Origin of the sequence: Micrococcus sp. GPGPB33 (genome assembly GCF_037853785.1) — a bacterium.
Classification (GTDB): Bacteria; Actinomycetota; Actinomycetes; order Actinomycetales; family Micrococcaceae; genus Micrococcus; species Micrococcus luteus.
The window spans coordinates 799,804-823,073 of the sequence record NZ_JAQMWO010000002.1 but is presented as its reverse complement, the minus strand read 5'-3'; the positions used below and the strand labels follow the sequence as shown (position 1 = coordinate 823,073).

The window sequence follows — 23,270 nt, the reverse complement described above, 5'->3', positions numbered from 1 at the left end:
GTGCAGTGCCCCCACTTCGATGTCGGCGAGTGCCGTTCCTGCCCGCTGATGGGCGTGCCGTACGCCCGGCAGCTCGCGGACAAGCAGGCCGCGGTCCTGGCCGCGCTGGCGGACGCGCTCGATGCGGACACGGTCGTGGCTGAGCCGTTCGCCTCCGCGGAGGCGGGGTTCCGGAACAAGGCGAAGCTCGTGGTGACGGGGTCGGCGGCGGCGCCGCGGCTGGGCATCCTGGACCCGCGCCAGCACCCCCGCCATCACGACGGCGCCGGCGTGGACCTGCGCGACTGCGGCCTGTACGAGGCCGGCATGGAAGGCGTGTTCGACGCGTGCGCGGCGGCGGTGACGGCGGCCGGGCTGGAGCCCTACGACGTCGCCGCCCGCACGGGCGAGCTGAAGAACGTGATCGTGACGCTCTCCCCCGACCGGGAGGCGATGGTCCGGTTCGTGCTGCGCTCCGCCGACCGGCTGGACGCGCTGCGCGCGGCGGTGCCGGGGCTGCTGGACGACCTCGCGGCGCGCGGGACACCCGCCGCCGTGGTGAGCGCGAACCTGCTGCCGGAGCACGTGGCCCTGCCCGAGGGCGACGAGGAGATCGTGCTCGCCGGCGGGCCGACGCTCACCATGCGGCTCAACAGGGTGGGCCTGCGGCTGCGCCCGCAGGGGTTCTTCCAGACGAACACCGCGGTGACCGAGGGGCTGTACGCGACGGCGGCGGCGTGGGTCGCCGAGGCCGGCCTGCCGGCGTCGGCGTGGGACCTGTACTGCGGGGTGGGCGGGTTCGCGTTCCACCTGGCCCGGGCCGGCGTGCGCGACGTGTGGGGCATGGAGTCCTCCGCCGAGGCGGTGGCCGCGGCCCGGGAGACGGCCGCGGAGCTCGGCCTGGCCGACCGGGCGCGCTTCTCCGCCGGCGACGCCACCTCCGCGCTTTCGTTCGAGAAACGGCGGGCTCCGGAGGCGCTTTCGTTCAAGAAACGGCGGCCCCGCCCGGACGCCGTCGTCGTGAATCCGCCCCGGCGGGGCATCGGCGCCGAGCTGGCGGACGCGCTGGAGGACTCGGGTGTGCCCACCGTCCTGTACTCCAGCTGCAACCCGGCGACGCTCGCGCAGGACCTGGCCCGGATGCCGAGCTATCGGGTGGCGCGGGTGCAGGTGTTCGACATGTTCCCCCAGACCCGGCACGCGGAGGTGCTCACGCTGCTGACCCGGCGGTGACGGAAGCCGGGGCGCGTCACCGCGGGCTCCCCGCCCGACGGTTCCGCTTCTTCAACTCGACGAAGACCTGCAGCAGCGTCAGAGCCGACGGCGCGAGCGCGGGTTGCGTGAGCACGAGCGGTTGCGCACGGGTCAACCCGCCACCCTGCAACGGCCGTCCCGAGTCCCACCGGTTGGCCTTGCGCAGACCACCCTCGTTCCACAGCCGCTCGTCCACCTTGAGCGCCACCTTCATCGTGTGCTCCGACTCTGGCGCCACAGCACGGACTTCCTTCACGTCCGCCCAGTCCACGGACCAGTCCCGCGTCCACACCCGTCGCTCATCGAACGTGACATGCCGAGGCCGGAACAGACCCATCGTCGCGGCGGGAAGCACCGCCAACGCCAGCGCCAACCCGATGAACGACGCCACACGCCACACCCCGAACCCGGCCGAGACATCCTCCGGCGGCCGGAAGATCACCCACACGAACACCGCGATGCACACCACGACGATCAGCCACAGGAGCAACCACCGCGCCGGACGCACCCGCGCCTGCACCGGCAGACTCGCCAGGATCTCCTCCCGCGTCGCCTTCTTCCGCAACCGCGTCGGCTTCGCATCCATCACTTGCTCATCATCCAGTTCATGAGCCCTTCGCCCCCCGGCCATCTCCGCCGAGTGTGTCCTGCTCGTTCCCGGGCCACGCTTCCGGCGCGCGGGGGCACACGTCCGCCCCGTCGGCACGACCCTATTCCCGGAACCCACCGCGCCGCAGCGACATCACCGCAGCTGAGAACCGCTGTGATGTCGCTGCGGTGCGGTCGGCCGGAACGACGGCGCGCTCGCTGCGGTGAACATCGCCGCGGCACTCCCCGTGCGGCCCCACTTCCCCGCCCGTAGGCTGGTTCCCATGTCGCAGACGCTCACCCCCGCCGCTCCGCAGGACCTGAACGCCCGCCGTCACCGGCTCCGCCGCTACCGCGCCGTCATCTTCGACATGGACGGGGTCATCACGGACACCGCCGGCGTGCACGCGCAGGCGTGGAAGGAGCTCTTCGACGGGGCGCTGCCCGCCGTGGGCGCGCTGCCCGCCAACGCCGCCGTCGTCGCCGCGGACCCGGACGTGCTGCGTCCCTTCGACGCCGCCGCCGACTACCTGCACCACGTGGACGGACGCCCCCGCGAGGACGGGGTCCGCACGTTCTTCGCCTCCCGCGGCCTGCACGTCCCGGAGGCCGACGCCCCCGAGGCGGACGCGGCCCCGGAGCTGACGGTCCTCGCCCTCGCCGAGCGCAAGCAGGGCTACTTCGAGCAGGTGCTCGAGCGCGACGGCGTCCGCGTGTTCCCGGAGGCCCAGGACCTCCTCGAGCGGCTGCGGGCCAAGGGCGTGCCGGTCGCACTGGTCACCAGCTCCAAGAACTCCCGCGCCGTGCTCACGGCCGGCGGCGTGCTGGACTTCTTCCCCGTGATCGTGGACGGGAACACCGCCCTCGAGCGCGGGCTGCCGGGCAAGCCGGACCCGGCGATGTTCTGGGAGGCCGCCCGGGAGCTGGGCGTCGACGTCGCGGACGCGATGGTCCTCGAGGACGCCGTCTCCGGTGTGAAGGCCGCCGCGGACGGCCGCTTCGGCCTCGTGATCGGCGTGGACCGCGAGCCCGATCTCGGCAAGGGCCGGCTCAAGGAGGCCGGCGCCCACCTGGTGGTCCAGGACTACGGGACCCTGCATCTGGAGGACCGCACCACCACCCCGTTCGACCCCGCGTGGGTGCTGCGCTGGGACCGCTTCGACCCGGCCTCCGAGGGCACACGCGAGGTGCTGTGCACCCTGGCCAACGGGTACTGGGGCACCCGCGGCGCCGTGCCCGGCACGCGCATCTCCTCCGTCCACTACCCCGGCACCTACATGGCCGGGGTGTTCAACCGGCTGACCTCGATGGTCCAGGGCCGGGTCGTGGAGACCGAGCACATGGTCAACATCCAGGACTGGACCCCGCTCGTGGTGACCCCGCGCCACGGCCGCCCGCTGCTGCCGGGTGAGGAGAACCTCGTGGAGTACGGCCAGGAGATGGACCTGCGCCGCGGCGTGCTCTCCCGCACCATGACCTTCGAGGACGAGCAGGGCCGGCGCACCACGGTCCACACCCGGCAGTTCACCTCGCTGGCCAATCGGCACCTCGCCGCGATCGAGCTGACCGTGGTGGCGGAGAACTGGTCCGGGGACCTCACGGTGCGCTCGAAGATCGAGGGCCGCGTGGCCAACCTCAACGTCTCCGACGACCGCACCCTCGCCAACCAGCACCTCGAGCCGGTCCAGGCCCGGGAGATCGACGGCGAGACCGTCCTGCTCGAGACCGCCACCAACCAGTCCGGCATCCACGTGGCCATGGCCACCCGCACCCGCCAGGTGGCGCCGGTGGGCCACCACGAGCCCATCCGCCGCCCCGTGGACGGCTCGGACCTGGTGGTCGGCCAGGACATCCTCCTCCACGTGGACGAGGGCGTGCCGCTCGTGCTGGAGAAGGTCGCCGCCGTCGCCACGAGCCACGACCACGCCAACGCCTCCGTGTGGGAGTCGGCGGTGAAGGACGTCCAGCGCGCCCAGAACTTCCGCAACCTGCTGACCCTGCACGAGCAGCGCTGGGGCACCAACTGGGACCGGTTCTCCGTGCGCATCGACCTGGCCGAGCCGTACCGGCATCAGCGCCGCTCCACGGCGGCGGAGGCCGGCGGCGAATACGCGCCGCCCGTCGTCGACGCCGGCCACTCGGCCCCGGTGGGGTCCGCGGTCCCGATGGGCAAGGACGGCGCGTCGCTGCGCCAGCAGCTCGCCCTGAACCTGCACACGTTCCACGTGCTCCAGACGGCCTACGGCCGCCGCCGGGACCTGGACGCCTCCGTGGGGGCACGCGGCCTGCACGGCGAGGGCTACCGCGGCCACATCTTCTGGGACGAGATCTACGTCTACCCGATGCTCACGCTGCGCCGCCCCGAGATCACCCGGGGCCTGCTGATGTACCGCTACCGGCGTCTCAACGAGGCCCGCGCCAACGCCCAGGCCGAGGGCTGGGCCGGTGCCATGTACCCGTGGCAGTCCGGGGCGGACGGCTCCGAGGAGACGCCCACCGAGCTGTGGAACCCGCGCTCGCGCATGTGGATGCCGGACAACTCCCACAACCAGCGGCACGTCTCCCTGGACATCGCCTACTCGGTGCTGCGGTACATCGAGATCACGAAGGACACGTCCTTCATCTCGGACTACGGCGCGGAGATGCTCGTGGAGATCTCCCGGTTCTTCATGTCCATGACCCTGCACAACGCCGTCACGGACCGCTACGAGATCCACGGCGTCATGGGCCCGGACGAGTTCCACGACGGCTATCCCGAGACCCCCGGCTCCGGCCTGCGCAACAACGCGTACACGAACGTGCTGACCTCGTGGGTGCTCGCGGAGACCGCCCGCCTGGTCCGCTGGCTGGACACGATCGACGACGGCCTGCCCGAGCTCATGGAGATCTCCGAGGAGGAGATCGAGCGCTGGGAGGAGGTCAGCACCCGCCTGACCGTGCCGTTCTTCGAGGAGGGCGAGGAGGCCGGCATCCTCGCCCAGTTCGAGGGCTACCAGGACCTGCTCGAGTTCGACTGGGAGGCCTACCGCGCCAAGTACGGGAACATCGGCCGCATGGACCTGATCCTGCAGGCCGAGGGCGACGCCACCAACCGGTACAAGCTCTCCAAGCAGGCCGACACCCTCATGCTCGGCTATCTGTTCTCCTCCGAGGAGCTGGACCGGATCCTGCGCCGCATGGGCTACGAGCTGCCGCAGGAGGCGTTCGAGCGGATGGTCACGTACTACGAGGCCCGCTCGACGCACGGTTCCACGCTCTCCCGCCTGGTGCACGCGTGGGTGGCGGCCCGCACGGACCCGGACCGGTCCTGGGACCTGTTCACGGAGGCCCTCGAGTCGGACCTCTCGGACACGCAGGGCGGCACCACCAAGGAGGGCATCCACCTGGGCCTGATGGCGGGCACCGTGGACACGGTGATCCGCTGCTACGCGGGCCTCGAGACGCGCGACGACGTCGTCCGGCTGCACCCCCGCATGCCCGCCCAGCTGCCCGGCGCCCGCTTCACCATCCGGTTCCGCCAGCAGCCCGTGGTCATCCACATGACCCAGCGGGAGGTGACGGTGGCCGCGGGCGAGGGCATGTGGCACGACGTGCCGATGATCATCGCCGGCCGCGAGCACACCCTCTCCCCCGGCGAGAAGCTGACGGTCCCGCTGGACTGAGGGCCGCCGTCGTCGGCCACCCCACCCCGTCCCTTTGGGGGCGAAAGTGGGCGGTATCCCGCGCGGATACCGCCCACTTTCGCCCCCGGACGCGGGAGGACGCGGGAGGACGCGGGAGGACGCGGCTGCCGCCCCGGCTCAGCGCAGCGGCAGCTCGGCGCGGACCACCCAGCAGCCGCCCAGCGGGCCGGCCGTGAGGGTGCCGCCGAACACGGCCACGCGCTCGCGCATGCCGGCCAGGCCGAAGCCGCTGGCCATCGCGACCACCACGCGGTCGCGGCGGGGCTCGCCCTCATCCATCGGGCTGGCGATGCGCAGCACGAGGCGGTCCGCGCCCTCGAGCTCCGAGGCCAGGTGCACGGTGCCGCGGCGCGGGGCGTGCTTGAGGATGTTCGTCACCGACTCCTGCACCACGCGCAGCACGGTCAGCTCCAGGGAGCGCGGCAGCTCGTCCAGCTCGGTCAGCGAGCGCTCCACCGCGAACCCGGCCGCGTGCAGGCGGGCCTCGAACTCGTCGAGGCGGGCCGGCAGGTCCACGACGGCGTCCCCCTCCGCCGTCTGCGCGTTGCGGGAGGAGCCGCGTAGCGCGGTGAGCATGCGGCGCAGGTCCACGAGGGACTGTCGGGCGGCCTGCTCGATGGCCTTCTCCGCGGCGGCCCGTTTGTCCGGGTCCCTCTGGGTGGGCAGCATGGCGGCCTGCATCGAGATCACGGTGAGCCCGTGCGCGACGACGTCGTGCAGCTCCGCCGCGATCCGCTGCCGCTCGGCCTCCGCGGCGCAGGCGGCGGCCTCCTCGGCCCGGCGCAGGGCCGCCTCGCGGTCCCGGGCCCGATGCCGGGATCGGCGGATCATGAAGGCCGGCACCGCCACGCACAGCGCGACGATGAGCGTGATGACCATGACGCCCTTGAGGCTGTCCTCGTCCGCCCACGTGCCGTCGGTGAGGACCTCGCCCGCGACGGTGAGCAGGATGAGGGCGCCCAGGGCGAACCAGACGAACACCCGGTGCGAGTACCGCGTCACCATGGCCGCGCCCAGGACGACCCCGCCACTGAACGCCTGCGGGGTGAGGTGCGCGTGGTCCGCCTCCACGAGGCCCACCAGACCGAACGTGCACCCGAGCAGCACGAACACCGCCGCGAGGGTGGGCTGCCACCCGAACAGCAGCGTGACCAGCACGCTCGCCAGGAACAGGACCCAGCGCAGGAGCGGCTCCCGCCCCTCACCCGTCAGCCCGCCGTCCTCCTCGAGGATGCCCGCGAGTTCGGGGTCGGCGCTCAGCCCGGCGGCCACCGTGGGCCCCAGCATCAGGGTGAGGATCTCCCCCAGCACCATGAGCCCGACGATCACATAGAGGACGATCCGCGTGTGCCGGGAGACGGGTTCCGTGCGCAGGATCGCCGGCAGGCGGGAGCCCAGGGGAGACTCGGCAGGCGGGGGCGACGTCGCCGTCGTCGTCCGAGCCGGGGCGGGCGCCGCGATGCTCATCCGATGTCCACGAGGCCCGCGCGGGCGGCGCGGATGAGGATCTGCACGCGGTCACGGACCTGCCACTTGTCCAGGACCTTGCCGATGTGGGACTTCACCGTGGCCTCCGCGAGGAACAGGGCGCCGGCGATCTCCGCGTTGGAGGCGCCCTTGGCGAGCTCGCGGACCACGTCCAGCTCGCGCTCGGTGAGGCGCTCGTGCGGGGCGAGGGGCTCGGCCGGGCACGGGGCGGCGTGTTCGGGGGCCGCGGTGACGGCCTCCACCAGGTCCGCGGCCACGCGGGCGGAGAACACGGCGTCCCCGGCGTGGACGCGGCGGATGGCGTCCACGACCTCGGCCGGCGGTGCGTCCTTCACGAGGTAGCCTGCGGCGCCGGCGCGCAGGGCGGGCACGAGGTACTGCTCGGAGGAGAAGGTGGTGATCGCCAGGACGCGCACGCCCGGGGCCTCGGCGGAGATGCGCGCGGTGGCCTCGACGCCGTCCATGCGGGGCATCTGCATGTCCATCAGCACGACGTCGGGGGCCAGCGTGCGGGCCGCCTCGAGGGCCTGGACCCCGTCCTCGGCGGAGCCGACCACCTCGAGGTCCTCAGCCTGGGCCACGAAGTGCTCGAGGGCGGTGCGCATCAACGCCTGGTCGTCGGCCACGACTACTCGGATCATGGCGTCCAGCCTAGGAGGCGCACAGGCCGCCGCGCGTCCACCGAAGGTCGACGTCGGCCCCCGCCTCGGGGCGGACCGGGCCGGCTCCCGCGCCCGGCCGGCCACCGCAGTCCCGGCGCCTCCGTGGGCAGAACCCACAACCCCATCGCCTCCGTGGGCAGAACCCACAACCCCGTCGCCTCCGTGGGCAGAAGAGAGGGCACTTCTGCCCACGGAACGCTCTGGCCTGCCGCTTCCGCCCACGGAACCGGGCCGCCCCACCCGGGCCCCGCTCCACCCCCGCGCGTCACCGCGGCAGCAGGAACCAGCCCATCACGGCCATGCCGAGGATCCCGGCGAGCATGGCCGGCAGCAGCACCACGAACAGGTTCCGCCGCGTCACGGCCCAGCCGGGCATCTGCGGCGACTGCGCCCCCGCGGCCATGCCGTGGGCCACCTGGATGCGAGCGGGCCCGGCGACGATGCCCCAGCCCGCGGCCGCGTTGTGCAGGCCGTTGGACCAGGGCGGGGGACGCCCAGGGCGGCGCCTGTGTCCATCTGCAGGGGGCCGATCAGGGCCATGGCCCCGGTGTTCGAGGCCGTGATGAAGCCGGCGAACGCGCCGAGGAACGGCATCGCCACCAGGTAGGACTCCCCCATCCCGCTGAGTGCGCCCGCGAGCGCCTGCGAGACCCCGCCGGCGGAGAGGATGAGCCCGAACGCCACGTAGAGCGCGTTGGGGATGGCGGTGCCCACCCACAGCTTCCCGGCCTCGCGGGGGACTCGGCGGCGGGCGGCGGCGTCAAGGTGGAGGAGCCACACGCCCACGCCCACCGCCACGAACGCCCACAGCGCCGGCGTCCCCACGAGGGCCGCCGCCCCCTCGAGCCCGAACGCGCCCTTCACGGTGGTGCCCAGCACGGTGCCGGCCATGAGCGTCAGGTACGGCACCACGTCCCGCCCCGGCCCGGGCAGCAGCCGGCCGCCGCGGATCACGAGCAGCCAGGCCACGGTGAGCACGAACGTGGCGACGGCGCCCGCCGGCGCGGTGCCGACCACGAGGTTCGCCCCCAGGATCAGCGCCCACTGGGCGACCCCGGAGAGCACGGCGACGCCGAGCCAGGGCAGTGTCCGGGCCGGGCCGACGTCGACTCGCATGCCGCGCGCCCCGCGCAGCAGCAGCACCGTGGCCACGCCCGCCACCAGGCAGGCCGGCAGGTTGAACACCGCGGCGGTGACCCCGATCTCCCGGAAGTCCAGGCCGAACAGGCGGGCGCCCATGAGCGTGCCCGGCGCCATGGACCCCCACGGGCCGATGGTGAGCGCGAGGACGGAGATCAGCGCGGACCGGAACGCCGTGTAGCCCAGACCCAGCAGCAGCGGCACACCCACGATCAGGGAGACGCCGAACCCGGTCACGGTCTCGAGGAACGGGATGACGCCGTGCACCATGAGCAGCGCGGTCGCGATCGTGGGGCCGTTGCCCGCCGACAGCCACGCGGCCAGGCGCGCGTGCCCGCCCGAGTACTCCATGACGCGGGACAGGGTGATGCCGCCCGCGATGATCGCCAGGATCTCGAGCAGCGTGGGCACGCCGGCGCCGATCGCGCCGCCCAGGTCGCCCGGGGCCACGCCGAAGGCCGTGAGGGCCAGCAGCACGGCCACGGCCGTCCCGGCGGCCGGGGCCACCCACGCGGGCAGTCGGGTGAGCAGCAGCACGAGGGTGAGCAGGATGGGTGAGAGCGCGAGCAGCACCTCCACGGCGCACCCCCTTCCCTCGTGTACTGCGCCCCACTGTAGGCGCGGGGTGGGGCCGACACCCCTCCCCTTACTCTGGGGGTCATGACGCAGCCATCCCACCCCGACGACGTCACCCGCGCCCGCCTGATCCCGCCCGTGCCCGTGGCGGTGGCCCCGATGGCCGGCGGCCCCTCGACCCCGGAGCTGGTCGCCGCCGTCGTGGGCGCAGGCGGCGGCGGGTTCCTCGCCGGCGGCATGCGGACGGCCGCGCAGATGCGCGCGCAGGTGGACGCGCTGCGCGCGCTGCTGGGCGCGGAGGGGCCGGACCGCTGGGGCGTGAACCTGTTCGTGCCGGACGCGGTGAACACGGCCATCCCGGACGCGGCGCGCACGGAGGCGGCACGGTCGGCGCGGACGGCGGCCGTCGCCGCGTACCGGGCGGGCCTGACGGCCGACGGCGCCGCCGGCCTGCCCACCGCCGCGGACGTCGTCCCGGACCCGGACGCCGAACGGGCCGACTTCGACGCCCTGCTCACCGCCGCCGAGGAGCAGGCGTGGCCGCTGGTCTCCTTCACGTTCGGCCTGCCGGCCGCCGACGTGTTCGCCCGGCTGGCCGCCGCGGGTATCCCGGCCGGAGCCACCGTGACGGACGCGACCGAGGCGCGGGCCGCCCTCGACCACGGGGCCGCGTTCCTCGTGGTGCAGGGCCACCGCGCCGGCGGGCACCGGGGCACGTCGGACCCGGCCGCGGAGCCGACCCGCGCCGAGATGCCGACGGTGCTGGCGGCGGTGCGCGACGTCGTCGGGACGGGGGCCGCGAGCGCCGCGCCCGTGGTGGCCGCCGGCGGCGTGGGCACCGCCGAGGACGTGCGCGCCCTGCTGACCGCCGGCGCGGACGCCGTCTCGGCCGGCACCGCGTTCCTCCTCACCCCGGAGGCGGGCACCTCGGCGGCGCACCGGGCCGCCGTCGCGGCGTGTGCGGCCGGGACACGCTTCTCCGCCGACGACGGCCGGGCCCGCACCGGCCTGACCCGCGCCTACACGGGGCGGTGGGCGCGGTCGCTGGCCACCGCGTTCATGGCGGAGCACCCGGACGCCCCCGCCGCGTACCCCGAGGTCAACGTCCTGACGAAGGGGCTGCGCGCCGCCGCCGCGGCCGCCGGCGACCTCGAACGCGTCCACCTGTGGGCCGGCACCGAGGCGCACCGGGTCCGTGAGGCGCCGGCCGCCGACGTCCTCGCCTCCCTCGCGCCCTGAGGACCGTCCCGGATCATCCCGCGGACTGACGCCGGCCCCTCGGCCTGCGGCCTAGGCTGGCCCGCGTGAACCCCCTGCGCCGCCTCGACCAGTGGACGCGCCTGCACCCCGTGCGCACCGACGTGATGGCCGCCGCGGCACTGTTCACCGTGCTCGTGGCGCTGCCGTGGATCGCGCTCGGGCCGATGGTCGCCCCGGACCCCCAGGGCCGGCAGACGGCCGTCTCCCTCCTGGCCGGGGCCGGCATGGTCCTGCCGTGGGCCGTGCGTCGGGTGCGCCCGGTGGCCTCGGCCGCCGTCGTGACGGCCGCGGCCGTCCTGCACCTGCTCGCCGGGCCCGAGTTCAGCCTGTCCCTGCTGATGGTGCCGCTCACCGTCTACAACCTCGCTGCAAACGCGCCCCGGAGCGTCTCCGTGGCCGGGCTCCTCCTGGGGCTGGTCGGCGGCGTGGCCAACGGGGTGAAGGTGTGGCTGTTCCCGGCGCAGTTCGTCACCCCCGACGGCCTCACCGTCCGCTCCCCCGCGGAGCCGCTGGCCATGGTCATCATGGCGATCGGCTGCGGGCTCGTGGTGCTCACCGCGTGGGCGTTCGGCGACGTCGTGCGCAACCGCCGCCTCGCCGTGCGCGCCCTCGAGGACCGCGCCCACCGCCTCGAGGTGCAGTCCCGGCAGGAGCGCGAGCTCGCCGCCGCCGACGAGCGCAGCCACATCGCCCGGGAGATGCACGACATCGTCGCCCACTCCCTGCAGGTGATCATCTCCCAGGCCGACGGCGCCCGGTACGCCGCCGCCGCCAAGCCCGCGCTCGCGGTCACCGCGCTCGAGACCATCGGCCAGACCGGCCGTTCCGCGCTCGCGGACATGCGCCAGCTGCTCGGCGTGCTCCGCGAGACCGGCGAGACCGTGGCCGGGGTGCCCGGCGTGACCGACGACGACGCCCGGCGACCCGCCGCCGACGTCGTCGCCTCCCCCGACGGCCGCGGCACCCGCCTGCCCCCGGGCCGCCGGCCCCAGCCGCGACTCGCGGACCTGCCCGCCCTCGTGGAGACGATGCGCCTGTCCGGGCTCGAGGTGTCCCTGCTGGAGACCGGCACACCCCGCCGCACGCTGCCGGCGGGTGGGGAGCTGGCGGCGTACCGGATCGTGCAGGAGGCGCTCACCAACACGCTGCGCCACGGCGGGCCGGACGCGGACGCCTTCGTCACGCTCGCCTGGACGGCGCACGGCCTGGACCTGCAGATCGACGACGACGGCTGCGGCGCCGCCGCCGACCCCGCCACCCGGGGCAGCGGCCAGGGTCTGCGGGGGGCCGCCGAGCGGACGGCCCTGTTCGGCGGGACGCTCGAGACGGGGCCGCGCGTCGGGGCCGGGTACCGCGTGTCCGCCCACCTGCCGTACTCGGCGGTGTGAGGGGTGGCCGCCCCCGTCTCGCCCGCTCACCCCGCCCGACTTGAGAGGATGACCCCATGAGCTCTGAGGAGACCGTCCCCGTCCGCGTGGCCCTGGTGGACGACCAGGCACTGATCCGCTCCGGGCTGGCCATGCTCGTGGACTCGCAGCCGGACCTGACGGTCGTGGCGGAGGCGGGCAGCGGGCGCGAGGCGGTGGCGTCGGTGTCCGTGGCGGGCGCCGACGTCGTGCTGATGGACGTGCGCATGCCGGAGATGGACGGCATCGAGGCCACCCGCGCGCTGCTGCGCCGGCCGGACGCCCCGCGCGTCGTGGTGCTGACCACCTTCGACCTGGACGAGTACGCCTTCGACGCGATCGAGGCGGGCGCCAGCGGCTTCCTGCTCAAGGACGCCCCGCCCGAGGAGCTGCTCGCCGCGATCCGCACGGTGCACCGGGGCGACGCCGTGATCGCCCCGTCCACGACGCGCCGGCTCCTGACGCACATGGCCCCGCGTCTGCGCTCGGACCAGGTCCGCAGCGCCGAGTGCGAGGAGCAGCAGGCGGCCGTGGCGTCGCTGACCCCGCGCGAGCACGAGGTGCTGGTGCTCATGGCGCAGGGCGCCGCGAATCTGGAGATCGCCGCCGAGCTCGTGCTCTCCGAGGCCACGGTGAAGACGCACGTCGGCCGGGTGCTGGCCAAGCTAGGCGCCCGCGACCGCGTGCAGGCCGTGCTCATCGCCCACCGCGCGGGCCTCGTGCAGTTCTGACCCGCCGTTCCGGCACGCCCTGCAGCCCCCGCCCTAGCCCCTGCCCCACCCCTCGTCGAGGCCCGCAGACACGCCGCTACGCCGTCGTCGTAGCGGCGTGTCTGCGGGCCTCAACGGCCGGCCTCGACGGTCGGCCGGGGCGGTCGGCCGGGGCGGCGGGGCCCTTCCCTGAGCCACTCCCCAGGCGCCTGCCAGCACAATCACAGGTCATACCTGGGTATGAGTCGGACGCCCCGAGGTTCATCCTCATGGCCCTGCCGGTGCGCCCACCCCCTCCGCGATGCTGGACGCAGGCCCCGCAGCGGGTCCGCCGCCGGGGTGCACGCGCCGATGGCCGCCCCGGCCCGACGCGCACTGGAGGAGAGGCACCATGACCGGCAGCATCCTGGACCACCCCACCCCGACGACGTCCCGCGCCTCCGACCCAGCCGCCGAGCAGGCGCAGCGGGACAGTGAATGCGTGGCCTTCTTCGTGGCGCTGGTGACGGCCGCCGTCGTGATGCTGGGCCTGAGCCTGTTCACGGGGGTCGAGGGGCTGCTCCGCCTGGCGCTCACCGCGGGCGCCGGCCTGCTCGCCGGCGCCGTCGCGTGGGCCACCGCCCGCCCCGTCCTGGAGGACGACGCCCCGGGCGACTGACCCGGCCGCGCCCTCAGGGCCGCAGGCCGCGCAGGTACGTGTCCAGCAGCCAGCCCCGCTGGTCCGGGCCGTGGCCCAGCAGCGCGCACTCCGGCGACCGGGTGACCATGAGCAGGCCGAACAGGTAGTCCGCCCCGGTCACGTCCGGGCCCACGAGCCCGGCCCGCCGCGCCTCGGCCACCACCTGGTCCGCGAGCTCGAGGATCACACGCTCGGCCTCGGCGATGAGGGCCTCGGGCGGCCGGTCGGCGGGGTCGAAGTCGTCCCGGGCCGCCGCGAGCGAGGCCAGGTTCACGGCCCCCAGGTCCTCCGCGAGCCTCCGCCACCGCGCCTCGGTCCCACCGCCGTGCCCGTCCCCGCCCACCCCGTCGAGGAAGGCCTGCAGGATCCCCCCGGTGCGGGCCACGACGTCCTCGAGCACGGCGTCCAGCAGATCCCGACGCGTGGGGAAGTGCCGGTACAGCGTCCCCACGCCGACCCCGGCCTCCTGCGCCACCCCGCGCAGGGACATCGCCGCCCCCTGGGTGGCGATGAGACGGCCGGCGGCCGCCAGCAGGTCCTGGCGGTTGGCGCGGGCGTTGGCTCTCATGTCCCCATCATCCCACTCCACCCCGCACCGCCCGGCGGCGGGGACTTGACGCCCTCGGGCCCACGCCCCGGTGGCCCGCCTCATCCCCAGGCATGACCCGCCGCCGACGGAGGTGGTCCCCTCCTCCGATCCGCTCCGCCGGGTCCGGGCGGGAGAGTGGCCGCCATGGACACCGCTTCCTCCGCACACCCCGCCTCCCCCACGACCGCCGGCCCCGTCGCGCCGGGGCCGGGCACGCCGTCGTCGTCCGCCACCACGACGACGGCGCCCGCCGTCTGCGCCCGCGGCCTCACCCGCGCCTACGGGCGCGGTGACGCGCAGGTGCACGCCCTGCGCGGGGTGGACGTGGACTTCGCCTCGGGCGCGTTCACCGCGATCATGGGGCCCTCGGGCTCGGGCAAGTCGACGCTCATGCACTGCCTGGCCGGGCTGGACGCGCCGACCTCGGGCTCCGTGAGGATCGGCGGCACCGAGATCACCGGGCTGGACGACACCGCCCTGACCCGGCTGCGTCGCGACCGCGTGGGCTTCGTGTTCCAGGCCTTCAACCTCGTGCCCACGCTCACGGCCGAACAGAACATCGTGCTGCCGCTCGAGCTGGCCGGCCGCACCCCGGACCGCGCCTGGCTGGACGAGATCACCCGCACCCTGGGCCTCGCAGACCGGCTGGGCCACCGGCCGCACGAGCTCTCGGGCGGCCAGCAGCAGCGCGTCGCCGTGGCCCGCGCCCTGCTCACCCGACCGGACGTCGTGTTCGGGGATGAGCCCACCGGCAACCTGGACACCGCCACCTCCGCCGAGGTGCTCGGCCTGCTGCGCCGGTCCGCGCGGGAGATGGGCCAGACCGTCATCATGGTCACCCACGACCCCGTGGCGGCCTCCGCCGCCGACCGCGTCGTGCTGCTCGCGGACGGCCGGCTGGCCGGCGAGCTCGTGGACCCCACGGTCGAGTCCGTCACCGCGGCCCTGACCGCCCTGTCCGCCCCGGCCGAGGGCGGGGTGCGCTGACCATGTGGACCGTCGCCCTCTCCCAGCTGCGCACCCAGCCGCGCCGCTACGTCTCCCTGGTGCTGGCCATCCTGATCGGCACCCTGTTCCTCGCGGCCTCCTTCCTCGTCTCCTCGACGGCGCAGGCCACCCTGCGCGCCACGCTCGGCAGCACCTACGCCGGCGCCGACCTCGTGGTCCTGCCGGGCGGGTCCGAGGACGTCTCCGACCTCGCCGGCACCTCCGCCGAGCCCGGCCCGCTGGCCCGCCTGGACGGCGTCGAGGAGGCGTACGCCCTGCGGATGGCGTGGGCGGCGGCCCGCGCCGCGGACGCCGAGTTCGGCGCCGCGGTGATGCCCCTGCCCCGCGACCCGGCCCTGGCGGGCCTGACCGTGACCGCCGGCGCCCTGCCCGCCGCCGACGACGCCCGCGGCGTCACCCTCGACGCGCAGACCGCGGACCGGCACGGGGTGGCCGTGGGCGACGTCGTCGCGCTGGCGAGCGAGTCCGGGCCCGCCCCGGCCACCACGCCGGTGGACGCGGTGGTCACGGGCCTGACCCAGCCCTCCCCCGACCCGATGCTCTCCGGGCAGGCACAGGTGTGGGCCTCACCCGCGGCGCTGACCGCGGTGCAGGGCCAGGACGGGGAGGCCGGGTTCACCCCCACCTGCTGCTGCGCCTGGCCGACGGAGCGGACGTCCCCGCCGTCGCCGAGGCCGCCCGCGCCGAGGCCACCGCGGCCGGGGTGGACGTCGACGTCGCGACCCCGGACGAGGCCGTGCGCTCGGCGGTGACGCAGCTGAGCGGCGGCACCGACCTGCTGGGCTGGGTGCTCGGCGGCTTCGCGGCGCTGGCCCTGCTGGTGACCGCGCTGGTCATCGCGAACACCTTCCAGGTGCTCGTGGCCCAGCGCACCCGTGACCTCGCGCTGCTGCGCACCATCGGCGCGACAACGGCCCAGGTGCGGGCCTCCGTGCTGACCGAGGCCGCCGTCGTGGGCGTGGTGGGCTCCGTGCTGGGCGCCGGGCTCGCCGTGGCGATCGTGGCCGGCGTGGCCGCGGCCGCCCGCGAGATGCTGGACCTGCCGTTCCTCACGTTCGGTCTGCACCCGGCCGGGCTCGCCGTCTCGGTGGCCGTGGGTGTGGCGGTGACGGTCCTGGCCGCGCTGGCCCCCGCGGTGGCCGCGACGCGCGTCGCCCCGCTCGAGGCCCTGCGGCCCAAGGACGAGGTGACCGCCGGATCGCGCGGCGGCCGGGTCCGCACGGCGATCGGGCTGGTGCTGGCCGTCGGCGGCACCGCGCTCATGCTGGGGGGTGTGTCCGTCCGGGAGCCGGTCTCAGCGATCGGCGGCGGCGCGCTGTCCTTCGTGGGCGTGCTCCTGCTGGCACGGCTGTTCGTGCCCGCCGCGGTGCGGGGGCGGCCGTGCTGGCGCGTCCGGCCGGCGTCCCCGGGCACCTGGCCGGGCTGAACGCGGTGCGCCACCGGTCCCGGACCGCTGCCACCGCCGCGGCCCTGCTCGTGGGCACCACCCTCGTGGCGCTGTTCCTCACCGGCGGGCGCACCGCCCAGGAGCAGACGGCCCTCGCCCTGGACACCGCCTACCCGGTGGACCTCGTGGTGCAGCTGCCCGCCGACGCGGACCCGGCCCACGCGGCCGAGGCCGTCGCCGCGACGGCGGACGTGCAGGCGGTGGCCCTGGCCACCCCGGTGGGCGCCACGGAGAACGGGTCCCCCGTGCTGGCGACGCCGGCCGCGGACCTGCGCGCCGTCGTCGCGCGCCTGCCCGAGGCCGTGACCGGCCTCGGCGACCCCGGCACGGCGCTCGTGCCCGACTGGGTCGACACGGATCAGGTCCGCGCTGAGGTGGCGGGGGCCGCGCGGACGTTCGTCCCGGTGCGCGCCGGCTCGCTGAGCTCCGGCGTGTACGTGGCGGCCGAGCCGCTGCGCGAGGCCGGGTGGGACGGGACCGCGGACGCCGCCGTGCCGGGCCAGCTGCTCATCGCGCTCGACCCCGGTGTCCCCGTCGACCGCCTGCAGGGCCTGAGCGAGGACGTGACCCGGGCCGCGGGCGCCGGGGCGGCCGTGATCGACGGCGGGGCCGGCGAGCGCGCGCTCTACGCCCGGATCATCGACGCGATGCTCGGGATCGTGGTGGCGCTGCTGGCGGTGTCCGTGCTGATCGCGCTGATCGGCGTGGCGAACACGCTGAGCCTGTCCGTAATCGAGCGGACGCGCGAGAACGCGCTGCTGCGGGCCCTCGGCCTGACGCGAGGCGGACTGCGCGGGGCGATCGCGATCGAGGCCGTGCTGATCGCGGCCGTGGCCGCCGTGCTGGGCTGCGCCCTCGGGGTGTGCTACGGCTGGGCGGGGGCGCAGCTGGTCCTCGCCGACCTCTCCGCGACCGCGGGCGCCGGGACCGCGGTGCGCCCGGCCGTGCCGTGGCTCGAGCTCGGGCTGGTGGTGGCCGTGGCGGCGCTGGCCGGCCTGGCGGCGTCGCTGCTGCCCGCGCGTCGGGCGGCCCGGCTGAGCCCCGTGGCGGGCCTGGCCGCGGTGTGAGCGAGCGGGGCGCGGTGTGAGCGGGCGGGCCACGGTGTGAGCCGGGCCACGCCACGGCCCTCACTCGCGCGCTGCCCGGCGGCCGGCGTCGTCGTCGACCGTCCGGAATCGTCTGCGGAACTGACCCTTCTGGGGGGTCTGATCCCGCCTCAGAAGGGTCAGTTCCGCAGACGATTCGCCGGGGCCGAGCCGGGGGCGCCCGCGGCCCTGCGGCCGTCGGAACGGCGGTAGGCCATCGCGAGCACGGCCCCGGAGAGGTTGTGCCAGATCGAGAACACGGCGCCCGGCAGGGCTGCCGCCGGCGAGATGTACTGCGCGGCGAGGCCCGCGGCCAGGCCCGAGTTCTGCATGCCGACCTCGATCGAGACCGTGCGCGCCACGGGCGTGGGCAGCCGGAACAGCTTCGCCGCGCCGTAGCCGAGCAGGTAGCCGAGCCCGTTGTGCAGCACCACCGCTGCGAACACCAGCAGGCCCGCCGACAGCACGCGGGAGGCGCTGTTGCCGACGACGGCGGCCACCACCAGCGCGATGAACACCACCGAGACCCACGGCAGGGCGGGCAGCACGCGGTCGACGACGCGGCGCAGCAGCAGGCGCACGACGAGTCCGCCTAGGACCGGCAGGAGCACGATGTTCACGATGGACTTGGCCATGGCGCCGCCGTCGACGGCCATGTACTGGCCGGCCAGCCACAGGGTGAGCAGCGGCGTGAGCAGCGGGGCCAGGAGCGTGGACACGGAGGTCATGGCCACGGAGAGGGCGGTGTCGGCGCGGGCGAGGTAGCTGACCACGTTCGAGGACGTGCCGCCCGGGGCCGAGCCCACGAGGATCACGCCCGCCGCGAGCTCGGGCGGCAGCTGGAGCACGACGGCGACGCCGAGCCCCAGCAGCGGCATGATCGCGTACTGCGCCACCACGCCCAGCAGCACGGGCAGCGGCCGGCGGGCGACGAGGCCGAAGTCCGGAAGGGTCAGCGTCAGGCCCATGCCGAACATGATGATCCCGAGGAACAGGTTGACCTGGGGCAGCAGCGTCTTCGCGGCGGTCGGGGCGAGGAAGCCCACGAGCGCGGCGGCGAGCACCAGCAGCGGGAAGACGGTGACGGCGATGCGGGCGGAGCGGTCTTCCGCGCGGCGGGCGTCGGTGGGGGCGGGATCCGGTGCGGTCATCCCGTCATGGTAAGAGCGGGGCCGCGGTGCGTCGTCGCGTGACGCGGCGCCGTCGTCGGCCTTCCGGAATCTTCTGCGCCCCTGACCCTTCTGGACGTCCGCTCCCGCCCCAGAAGGGTCAGTTCCGCAGACGATCCTCCGCGCCACCGGCGTCGAGACCGCCACGCTCCGCGATCGCGGCCCGCACCAGCGCCGCCGTCTCGACGAATCCCCGCCACCGGTCCGTCCCCGCCACCCGGATGTTGAGCCAGCCCTGACGCAGGAACACCGCGTCCCGGCGGGTGTCCTTGCCGACCTGCGCGGCGCCGTCGTGGGTCTTGCCCTCGTAGTGGATCGCGATCCGCCACCGCCGGTAGCCGAGGTCCGCGCTGGCGGGGTGCCACAGCGAGTAGTCCGGGTCCCAGAGCTCGATCTGCAGGTCCGGCTCGGGCAGCCCCGCGGCCATCAGCGCCAGGCGCAGTTCGGTCTCGGCCGGGGAGTCGGAACCGGTGCGCACGAGCGCGAGCGCCTCCCGCGCCCGCACGATCCCGGCCTCGCCGGTGTGCCGCTCGAGCGCGGCGCCGAGCTCCCGGCGGGTGGCCAGCGCGACCTTCCCCCGCCGTTCGTCCTCCCGTGCCAGCCGATCTCCGACCGCCACGAGCGCGTCTCGGTCCAGGACGGTGGCCAGGTGGAACCAGGTGTCGGCGTGCGAGGTCCATCGCAGCCCGTGCAGCCGGTCCCTCCGCACGAGGACGCGGTCCAGGTCCACGAGCCGGGTGCGCACGCCGGGCTCCCGTAGCACCCGGCGGGTGCGGGACCGCAGGACGGTAGGACGCACCCGGGCCTTCACGTCGTCCGGGAGGGGCCAGCCCAGCAACCGGGCCACGGACTCTCCGGTCACCACGACGTCGGGACGCATCGCCGCCAGGTCCTGCAGCCGGGACAGCTCGGTGGCGAGGGGACGCGCGGGCGGCGTCGCCCCGGTGACGGGGCCGATCCAGCGGTAGTGGCCGTGCGCGACGCGTTCGACGTCCCGGCTGCGCAGCCGCGACCCGGACACCCCGGCGGCCAGCGCCTGCGCCCGCGTGAACGGGGCGTCCTGGAGGTGGGCGGGGAAGGGTCCGGGCACGCGCATGGCCCCGATCCTGCTCGCTCCCGACGTCGGCGGGCCCGGTTGTCCACAGGCCCTGCGGAGGCGTCGGGCCGACGTCGTCGTGGACGTCCTGCCGCGCGCTGGGAATCCGTTGCACATCTGACCCTTCTGGGCCGCCGCGCAGCGCTCGGAAGGGTCGGATCCGCAGAAGATTCCGGGATCACCCGCTCAGCCCGTACTCCTTCAGCATCTTCCGGGCCTCCTGGGTGCCGGCCCTCTGCAGCTCGAGCAGCTGCGCGTAGATCCCGCCGGACGCGGCCAGCTCGGCCGGGGTCCCGATCTCCTGCACCTGCCCGCCGCGCAGCGTGACGATCCGGTCCACGGACGCGATCGTGCTCAGCCGGTGCGCCACGATCAGGCTCGACCGCCCCACCATCAGGTCCTCGAGGGCCGCCTGCACGAGCCGTTCTGACTTCGTGTCCAGTGCGGAGGTGGCCTCGTCCAGCACAAGGATCGGCGCGTCCTTCAGCACGGCCCGCGCCACCGCGATCCGCTGCTTCTGCCCGCCGGACAGCCGCAGCCCGCGCTCGCCGATCACCTGTTCGTAGCCGTCGTCGAACGCCGCCACGAACCGGTGCGCGTACGCGGCCTTGGCGGCGGCCCGGACGCGCTCGTCGGAGGCGTCGGGGTCCGCGTAGGCGATGTTCTCGCGCACCGTCCCGGAGAACAGGCTCGGCTCCTGGAACACGGTGGCGATCCGCCCGCGCAGCGCGGCCAGGTCCAGCCCGGCGACGTCCTGTCCGAACACCTCGATGCGTCCGCTCGTCACCGGGTACAGACCCAGCAGCAGGTGCGCGATGGTCGACTTCCCGCCGCCCGACTCGCCCACGAGCGCCACCCTGGCACCCCGCGGGATGTCGAAGGACACGCGGTCCAGCACGGGGCGGGAGGCGTCGGCGTCGTAGGCGAAGGAGACCTCGTCGAAGCGCACGGCCGGCACGTCCGCGGGGACGTCCGGCGCACCCGGCACGACGTCGGCCCGCGGCTCCGCCGGCGCGCGGGGCTCCTCCGCGCTCGCCGCCGCGAGCGCCGCCCCGCCGGCCCGCTCGCGCTCCTCGGCGAGCACCTCGAAGTAGTCCTTCGACCCGGCGACGGCGCGCTGGGCGGAGTCCACGAGGAAGCTCATGGAGAAGATCGGCTGCCGGGCCATGTTCATCAGCTGCAGGAGGATCACCATGTCGCCCACGGAGAACAGGCCCTGCGCGGTGCGGACGAACACGATCAGGTACATCGCGCCGAAGGCCACGTTCAGGGCGAGCCGGCGCCCGGCGTCCATGCCGTGCCAGAACCGGGACTGCTGCCGGGTGATCTCCACGGTCCGCAGGAACCGGTCGCGGAACCCGGTGAGCTCGTGGTCCTGCCGGTTGTAGGCCCGCACCACGGACATCTGGGAGACCACCTCGGCGAACCGCCCCGAGGCGACGTCCACCTCCGTGTTCTTCTCCCCTCCCACACCTGCCACTTCGCGGACGTCCGCGCGGTGAGCCACATGTACACGGGGAAGACGACGGCCAGCAGGATCGCCAGCGGCCACCAGTAGAACGCCGTGATCACGAGCACCGCGGCGGTGGTGACGAGCATGGTGAACGCGTTGTTCGCGAAGAACTGCAGGAACTGGGTGATCTCGTTGATGGTGCGGTTCAACCGGTTGACGACCCGCCCGGTGATCGCGGTGTCGAAGTACCGCTGGGGCAGGTGCAGCAGCTGCTCGAAGTACCGCGTGGAGAGGATGGTGCGCATGCGCGCGGCCATCACGTCGCCCCAGTAGCCGCCCACGCTCACCACCAGGGTGGTCGCCACCTCGACGGCGAGGAACGCGACCGCCAGCCAGGTCACCGCGGTGACGGCCTCGGCCACGTCGGTCTCCCCCGCGACGGCGGCGACGATCCGGTCCGTGGCCGCACCGATCAGGAACGGGGTGGCCAGGGCCAGCACCGCGGCCAGCACGGAGCTGACGGCGATGCCGAGGTAGAGGCGGTGGAGCTGGGGCGCGAAGCGCAGGATGCGGAGCAGCGACGTCACCCGGCCAGGCTAGTGGCCGGTGCGGACGTCAGCGCGGGCCGGCCGGCCCGCGCGGACGTCAGAACGGGGGCGCTGCGGCGACGGCGGCCAGCACGGGGTGCAGCAGCGGGGCCACGCCGTGCCCGCCCGGTGCGGCCGGGGCGGCGGGGTCCATCCAGTGCAGCTCGACGATCTCGTCCGTCGGCTCGGGGACCTCGTGCCGGGCGACGGGCCGCCAGAGCGCGAACACCTCCGAGTGCAGGGCGGCGCCGGGCTCGTTGGCGGCGGCGGTGTCCCACGCGCCGAGGCGGGTCAGCTCGTCCGGGCGCAGGCGCAGCCCGGTCTCCTCGGCCACCTCGCGGACGGCGGTGTCCACGGGGGCCTCGCCGGGCAGGTGCTTGCCGCCGGGGAACATGAACATGGCGGTGCCGGCCTTGCGGACGGTCAGCACGCGGCGGTCCGGGCGGGCCAGCACGACGGCGGAGACGCGGATGACCTCCCCGGCCGCGACGGTCGGCGTGCGGGCGGAGTCGGAGGGGGAAGGACTCATGTCCCCATCATCCTCCCCGGGCGGCTCAGAGGAGCGTGAGCCCCACCTTCACGGCGATTCCCAGCATGAGCACGCCCACCACGGCGTCCACGATCCGCCACGTCCGCGCCGAGTCCATGGACGGGGCGAGCTTCGTCCCGCCCCAGCCGAGCGCGGTGAACCAGACGAGCGAGGCCGCCACCGCGCCGCCCACGTACACCCACTTCGCCGCCCCGAACGTCTGCCCGAAGGTGCCCATCATCACCACGGTGTCGAGGATGGCGTGCGGGTTCACCAGGGAGACGGACAGCGCCAGCAGGATGATCCGCGGCAGCGGCGTCTGCGGGCGGTCCAACGCCACGCGGCGCGGCTGCACGCGCTGCCGCACCGCCACCGACCCACCGCCCGAGGGGGTGCCGAAGCCGGGCGCGCCGTCGTCGTGACGCCCGACGCCGGCCCCGGCCGGCTCGCGATCGGCCAGGCGGCCGGTCGCCGGGTCGATCAGCGGCAGCTCGCCGGTGAGGACCGCGAGGTCGATGCGGTCAGGGCCGTGCCCGGTCCCCTCGACGTCCGCGGCCGCGGTGGTGAGGGTCCGGTCCCCGCGCCAGGCGGAGCGCAGCGCGCCCACGGCGAACGCGAGGAGGTAGACCACGCCGGCCACGGTCAGCGCGGGCACGAGCCACGGCCAGCGTTCGGCCACCACGCCCACGCCGCCGGCGCCGAGCACGAGCAGCGCCACATCGGCCACGAAGCACACGGTCAGGACGGTCCACACGCGGTCGCGTCGGACGATCTGGCGCAGCAGGAACAGGGTCTGCGCGCCGATGGCGACGATGAGGGCGAGGTAGGTCAGGAAACCGGTGGCGAAGATGGTCACCGAGCGAGGATAGGAGCCGTCCCACG

At 74.8% G+C, this 23,270-nt stretch carries 19 protein-coding genes and 1 pseudogene; 10 read left to right on the top strand and 10 right to left on the bottom strand.

All coding sequences use genetic code 11. The features are described from left to right. A complete protein-coding gene (rlmC, locus tag POD19_RS03955) occupies positions 1-1,212 on the top strand; it encodes a 23S rRNA (uracil(747)-C(5))-methyltransferase RlmC (protein WP_043282587.1) in 1,212 nt (403 codons plus the stop codon). Between the two features lie 16 nt (positions 1,213-1,228). Here rlmC and POD19_RS03950 read toward each other — a convergent pair whose 3' ends face one another. Continuing rightward, complete coding sequence (locus POD19_RS03950; protein WP_036316210.1) at positions 1,229-1,819, bottom strand: hypothetical protein; 591 nt, start codon at positions 1,817-1,819, stop codon at positions 1,229-1,231. 286 nt (positions 1,820-2,105) lie between these two features. Here POD19_RS03950 and POD19_RS03945 point away from each other — a divergent pair, with 286 nt between their 5' ends. After that, positions 2,106-5,483 carry a beta-phosphoglucomutase family hydrolase gene (locus POD19_RS03945; RefSeq protein WP_144818896.1) on the top strand — a complete coding sequence of 1,126 codons (3,378 nt, stop codon included), beginning with the start codon at positions 2,106-2,108 and terminating at the stop codon, positions 5,481-5,483. A 138-nt stretch (positions 5,484-5,621) separates the two neighbouring features. On the opposite strand, the gene POD19_RS03940 is transcribed toward POD19_RS03945, so the two are convergent. The 3 genes from POD19_RS03940 to POD19_RS03930 all read right to left on the bottom strand — a co-directional run bounded on the left by POD19_RS03940 (position 5,622) and on the right by POD19_RS03930 (position 9,373). Then, a complete protein-coding gene (locus tag POD19_RS03940; RefSeq protein WP_063189416.1) occupies positions 5,622-6,971 on the bottom strand; it encodes a sensor histidine kinase in 1,350 nt (449 codons plus the stop codon). Then, positions 6,968-7,633, bottom strand: coding sequence for a response regulator transcription factor (locus POD19_RS03935; RefSeq protein WP_063189414.1), 666 nt, complete (start codon positions 7,631-7,633; stop codon positions 6,968-6,970). The genes POD19_RS03940 and POD19_RS03935 overlap by 4 nt, the downstream gene beginning before the upstream one ends. Positions 7,634-8,011: 378 nt before the next feature. Then, positions 8,012-9,373 (bottom strand): L-lactate permease, encoded by a 1,362-nt coding sequence (locus POD19_RS03930; protein ID WP_340309339.1) that lies wholly within the window; start codon positions 9,371-9,373, stop codon positions 8,012-8,014. A gap of 81 nt (positions 9,374-9,454) precedes the next feature. Here POD19_RS03930 and POD19_RS03925 point away from each other — a divergent pair, with 81 nt between their 5' ends. The 4 genes from POD19_RS03925 to POD19_RS03910 all read left to right on the top strand — a co-directional run bounded on the left by POD19_RS03925 (position 9,455) and on the right by POD19_RS03910 (position 13,404). Next, the gene (locus tag POD19_RS03925; RefSeq protein WP_144818892.1) at positions 9,455-10,609 is read left to right on the top strand and encodes a nitronate monooxygenase; all 1,155 of its coding nucleotides are present in this window, start codon (positions 9,455-9,457) and stop codon (positions 10,607-10,609) included. A gap of 65 nt (positions 10,610-10,674) precedes the next feature. Next, positions 10,675-12,018, top strand: coding sequence for a sensor histidine kinase (locus POD19_RS03920; RefSeq protein ID WP_063189408.1), 1,344 nt, complete (start codon positions 10,675-10,677; stop codon positions 12,016-12,018). A gap of 56 nt (positions 12,019-12,074) precedes the next feature. Beyond that, complete coding sequence (locus POD19_RS03915) at positions 12,075-12,767, top strand: response regulator (RefSeq protein WP_036316208.1); 693 nt, start codon at positions 12,075-12,077, stop codon at positions 12,765-12,767. Positions 12,768-13,137: 370 nt separating this feature from the next. Continuing rightward, positions 13,138-13,404 (top strand): hypothetical protein, encoded by a 267-nt coding sequence (locus POD19_RS03910; protein WP_020625619.1) that lies wholly within the window; start codon positions 13,138-13,140, stop codon positions 13,402-13,404. Between the two features lie 13 nt (positions 13,405-13,417). On the opposite strand, the gene POD19_RS03905 is transcribed toward POD19_RS03910, so the two are convergent. Continuing rightward, positions 13,418-13,993 (bottom strand): TetR/AcrR family transcriptional regulator, encoded by a 576-nt coding sequence (locus tag POD19_RS03905; protein WP_020625620.1) that lies wholly within the window; start codon positions 13,991-13,993, stop codon positions 13,418-13,420. Positions 13,994-14,158: 165 nt separating this feature from the next. Here POD19_RS03905 and POD19_RS03900 point away from each other — a divergent pair, with 165 nt between their 5' ends. The 4 genes from POD19_RS03900 to POD19_RS03885 are packed head-to-tail and all read left to right on the top strand — an operon-like array spanning position 14,159 to position 17,536. Then, positions 14,159-15,001 carry an ABC transporter ATP-binding protein gene (locus POD19_RS03900; protein WP_144818890.1) on the top strand — a complete coding sequence of 281 codons (843 nt, stop codon included), beginning with the start codon at positions 14,159-14,161 and terminating at the stop codon, positions 14,999-15,001. 2 nt (positions 15,002-15,003) lie between these two features. Continuing rightward, a complete protein-coding gene (locus POD19_RS03895) occupies positions 15,004-15,774 on the top strand; it encodes an ABC transporter permease (RefSeq protein WP_340309338.1) in 771 nt (256 codons plus the stop codon). Beyond that, a complete protein-coding gene (locus POD19_RS03890; protein WP_340309337.1) occupies positions 15,726-16,448 on the top strand; it encodes an FtsX-like permease family protein in 723 nt (240 codons plus the stop codon). Before POD19_RS03895 ends, POD19_RS03890 begins: the two co-directional genes overlap by 49 nt. Further along, a complete protein-coding gene (locus tag POD19_RS03885) occupies positions 16,403-17,536 on the top strand; it encodes an ABC transporter permease (protein ID WP_340309336.1) in 1,134 nt (377 codons plus the stop codon). The genes POD19_RS03890 and POD19_RS03885 overlap by 46 nt, the downstream gene beginning before the upstream one ends. A 158-nt stretch (positions 17,537-17,694) precedes the next feature. Here POD19_RS03885 and POD19_RS03880 read toward each other — a convergent pair whose 3' ends face one another. The 5 genes and pseudogenes from POD19_RS03880 to POD19_RS03860 all read right to left on the bottom strand — a co-directional run bounded on the left by POD19_RS03880 (position 17,695) and on the right by POD19_RS03860 (position 23,244). Next, positions 17,695-18,705, bottom strand: a complete 1,011-nt coding sequence (locus POD19_RS03880; protein ID WP_020625623.1) for a bile acid:sodium symporter family protein — start codon at positions 18,703-18,705, stop codon at positions 17,695-17,697. A 118-nt stretch (positions 18,706-18,823) separates the two neighbouring features. Beyond that, positions 18,824-19,819, bottom strand: a complete 996-nt coding sequence (locus POD19_RS03875) for a hypothetical protein (RefSeq protein WP_049147022.1) — start codon at positions 19,817-19,819, stop codon at positions 18,824-18,826. Between the two features lie 178 nt (positions 19,820-19,997). Further along, positions 19,998-21,859: pseudogene (locus POD19_RS03870) on the bottom strand (ABC transporter ATP-binding protein). Between the two features lie 58 nt (positions 21,860-21,917). Continuing rightward, positions 21,918-22,388 (bottom strand): NUDIX hydrolase, encoded by a 471-nt coding sequence (locus tag POD19_RS03865; protein WP_060775137.1) that lies wholly within the window; start codon positions 22,386-22,388, stop codon positions 21,918-21,920. Positions 22,389-22,413: 25 nt separating this feature from the next. Next, positions 22,414-23,244: a LysE/ArgO family amino acid transporter gene (locus POD19_RS03860; RefSeq protein ID WP_240756364.1), complete on the bottom strand. Its 831-nt coding sequence runs from the start codon at positions 23,242-23,244 to the stop codon at positions 22,414-22,416. Positions 23,245-23,270: the final 26 nt, after the last annotated feature.

Bases quoted from the DNA above. Each gene is read 5' to 3' on its own strand.
- POD19_RS03950 (WP_036316210.1), bottom strand. From the start codon at position 1,819: ATGGATGCGAAGCCGACGCGGTTGCGGAAGAAGGCGACGCGGGAGGAG.
- POD19_RS03945 (WP_144818896.1), top strand. From the start codon at position 2,106: ATGTCGCAGACGCTCACCCCCGCCGCTCCGCAGGACCTGAACGCCCGC.
- POD19_RS03940 (WP_063189416.1), bottom strand. From the start codon at position 6,971: ATGAGCATCGCGGCGCCCGCCCCGGCTCGGACGACGACGGCGACGTCG.
- POD19_RS03935 (WP_063189414.1), bottom strand. From the start codon at position 7,633: ATGATCCGAGTAGTCGTGGCCGACGACCAGGCGTTGATGCGCACCGCC.
- POD19_RS03925 (WP_144818892.1), top strand. From the start codon at position 9,455: ATGACGCAGCCATCCCACCCCGACGACGTCACCCGCGCCCGCCTGATC.
- POD19_RS03915 (WP_036316208.1), top strand. From the start codon at position 12,075: ATGAGCTCTGAGGAGACCGTCCCCGTCCGCGTGGCCCTGGTGGACGAC.
- POD19_RS03910 (WP_020625619.1), top strand. From the start codon at position 13,138: ATGACCGGCAGCATCCTGGACCACCCCACCCCGACGACGTCCCGCGCC.
- POD19_RS03905 (WP_020625620.1), bottom strand. From the start codon at position 13,993: ATGAGAGCCAACGCCCGCGCCAACCGCCAGGACCTGCTGGCGGCCGCC.
- POD19_RS03900 (WP_144818890.1), top strand. From the start codon at position 14,159: ATGGACACCGCTTCCTCCGCACACCCCGCCTCCCCCACGACCGCCGGC.
- POD19_RS03895 (WP_340309338.1), top strand. From the start codon at position 15,004: ATGTGGACCGTCGCCCTCTCCCAGCTGCGCACCCAGCCGCGCCGCTAC.
- POD19_RS03880 (WP_020625623.1), bottom strand. From the start codon at position 18,705: ATGACCGCACCGGATCCCGCCCCCACCGACGCCCGCCGCGCGGAAGAC.
- POD19_RS03875 (WP_049147022.1), bottom strand. From the start codon at position 19,819: ATGCGCGTGCCCGGACCCTTCCCCGCCCACCTCCAGGACGCCCCGTTC.
- POD19_RS03865 (WP_060775137.1), bottom strand. From the start codon at position 22,388: ATGAGTCCTTCCCCCTCCGACTCCGCCCGCACGCCGACCGTCGCGGCC.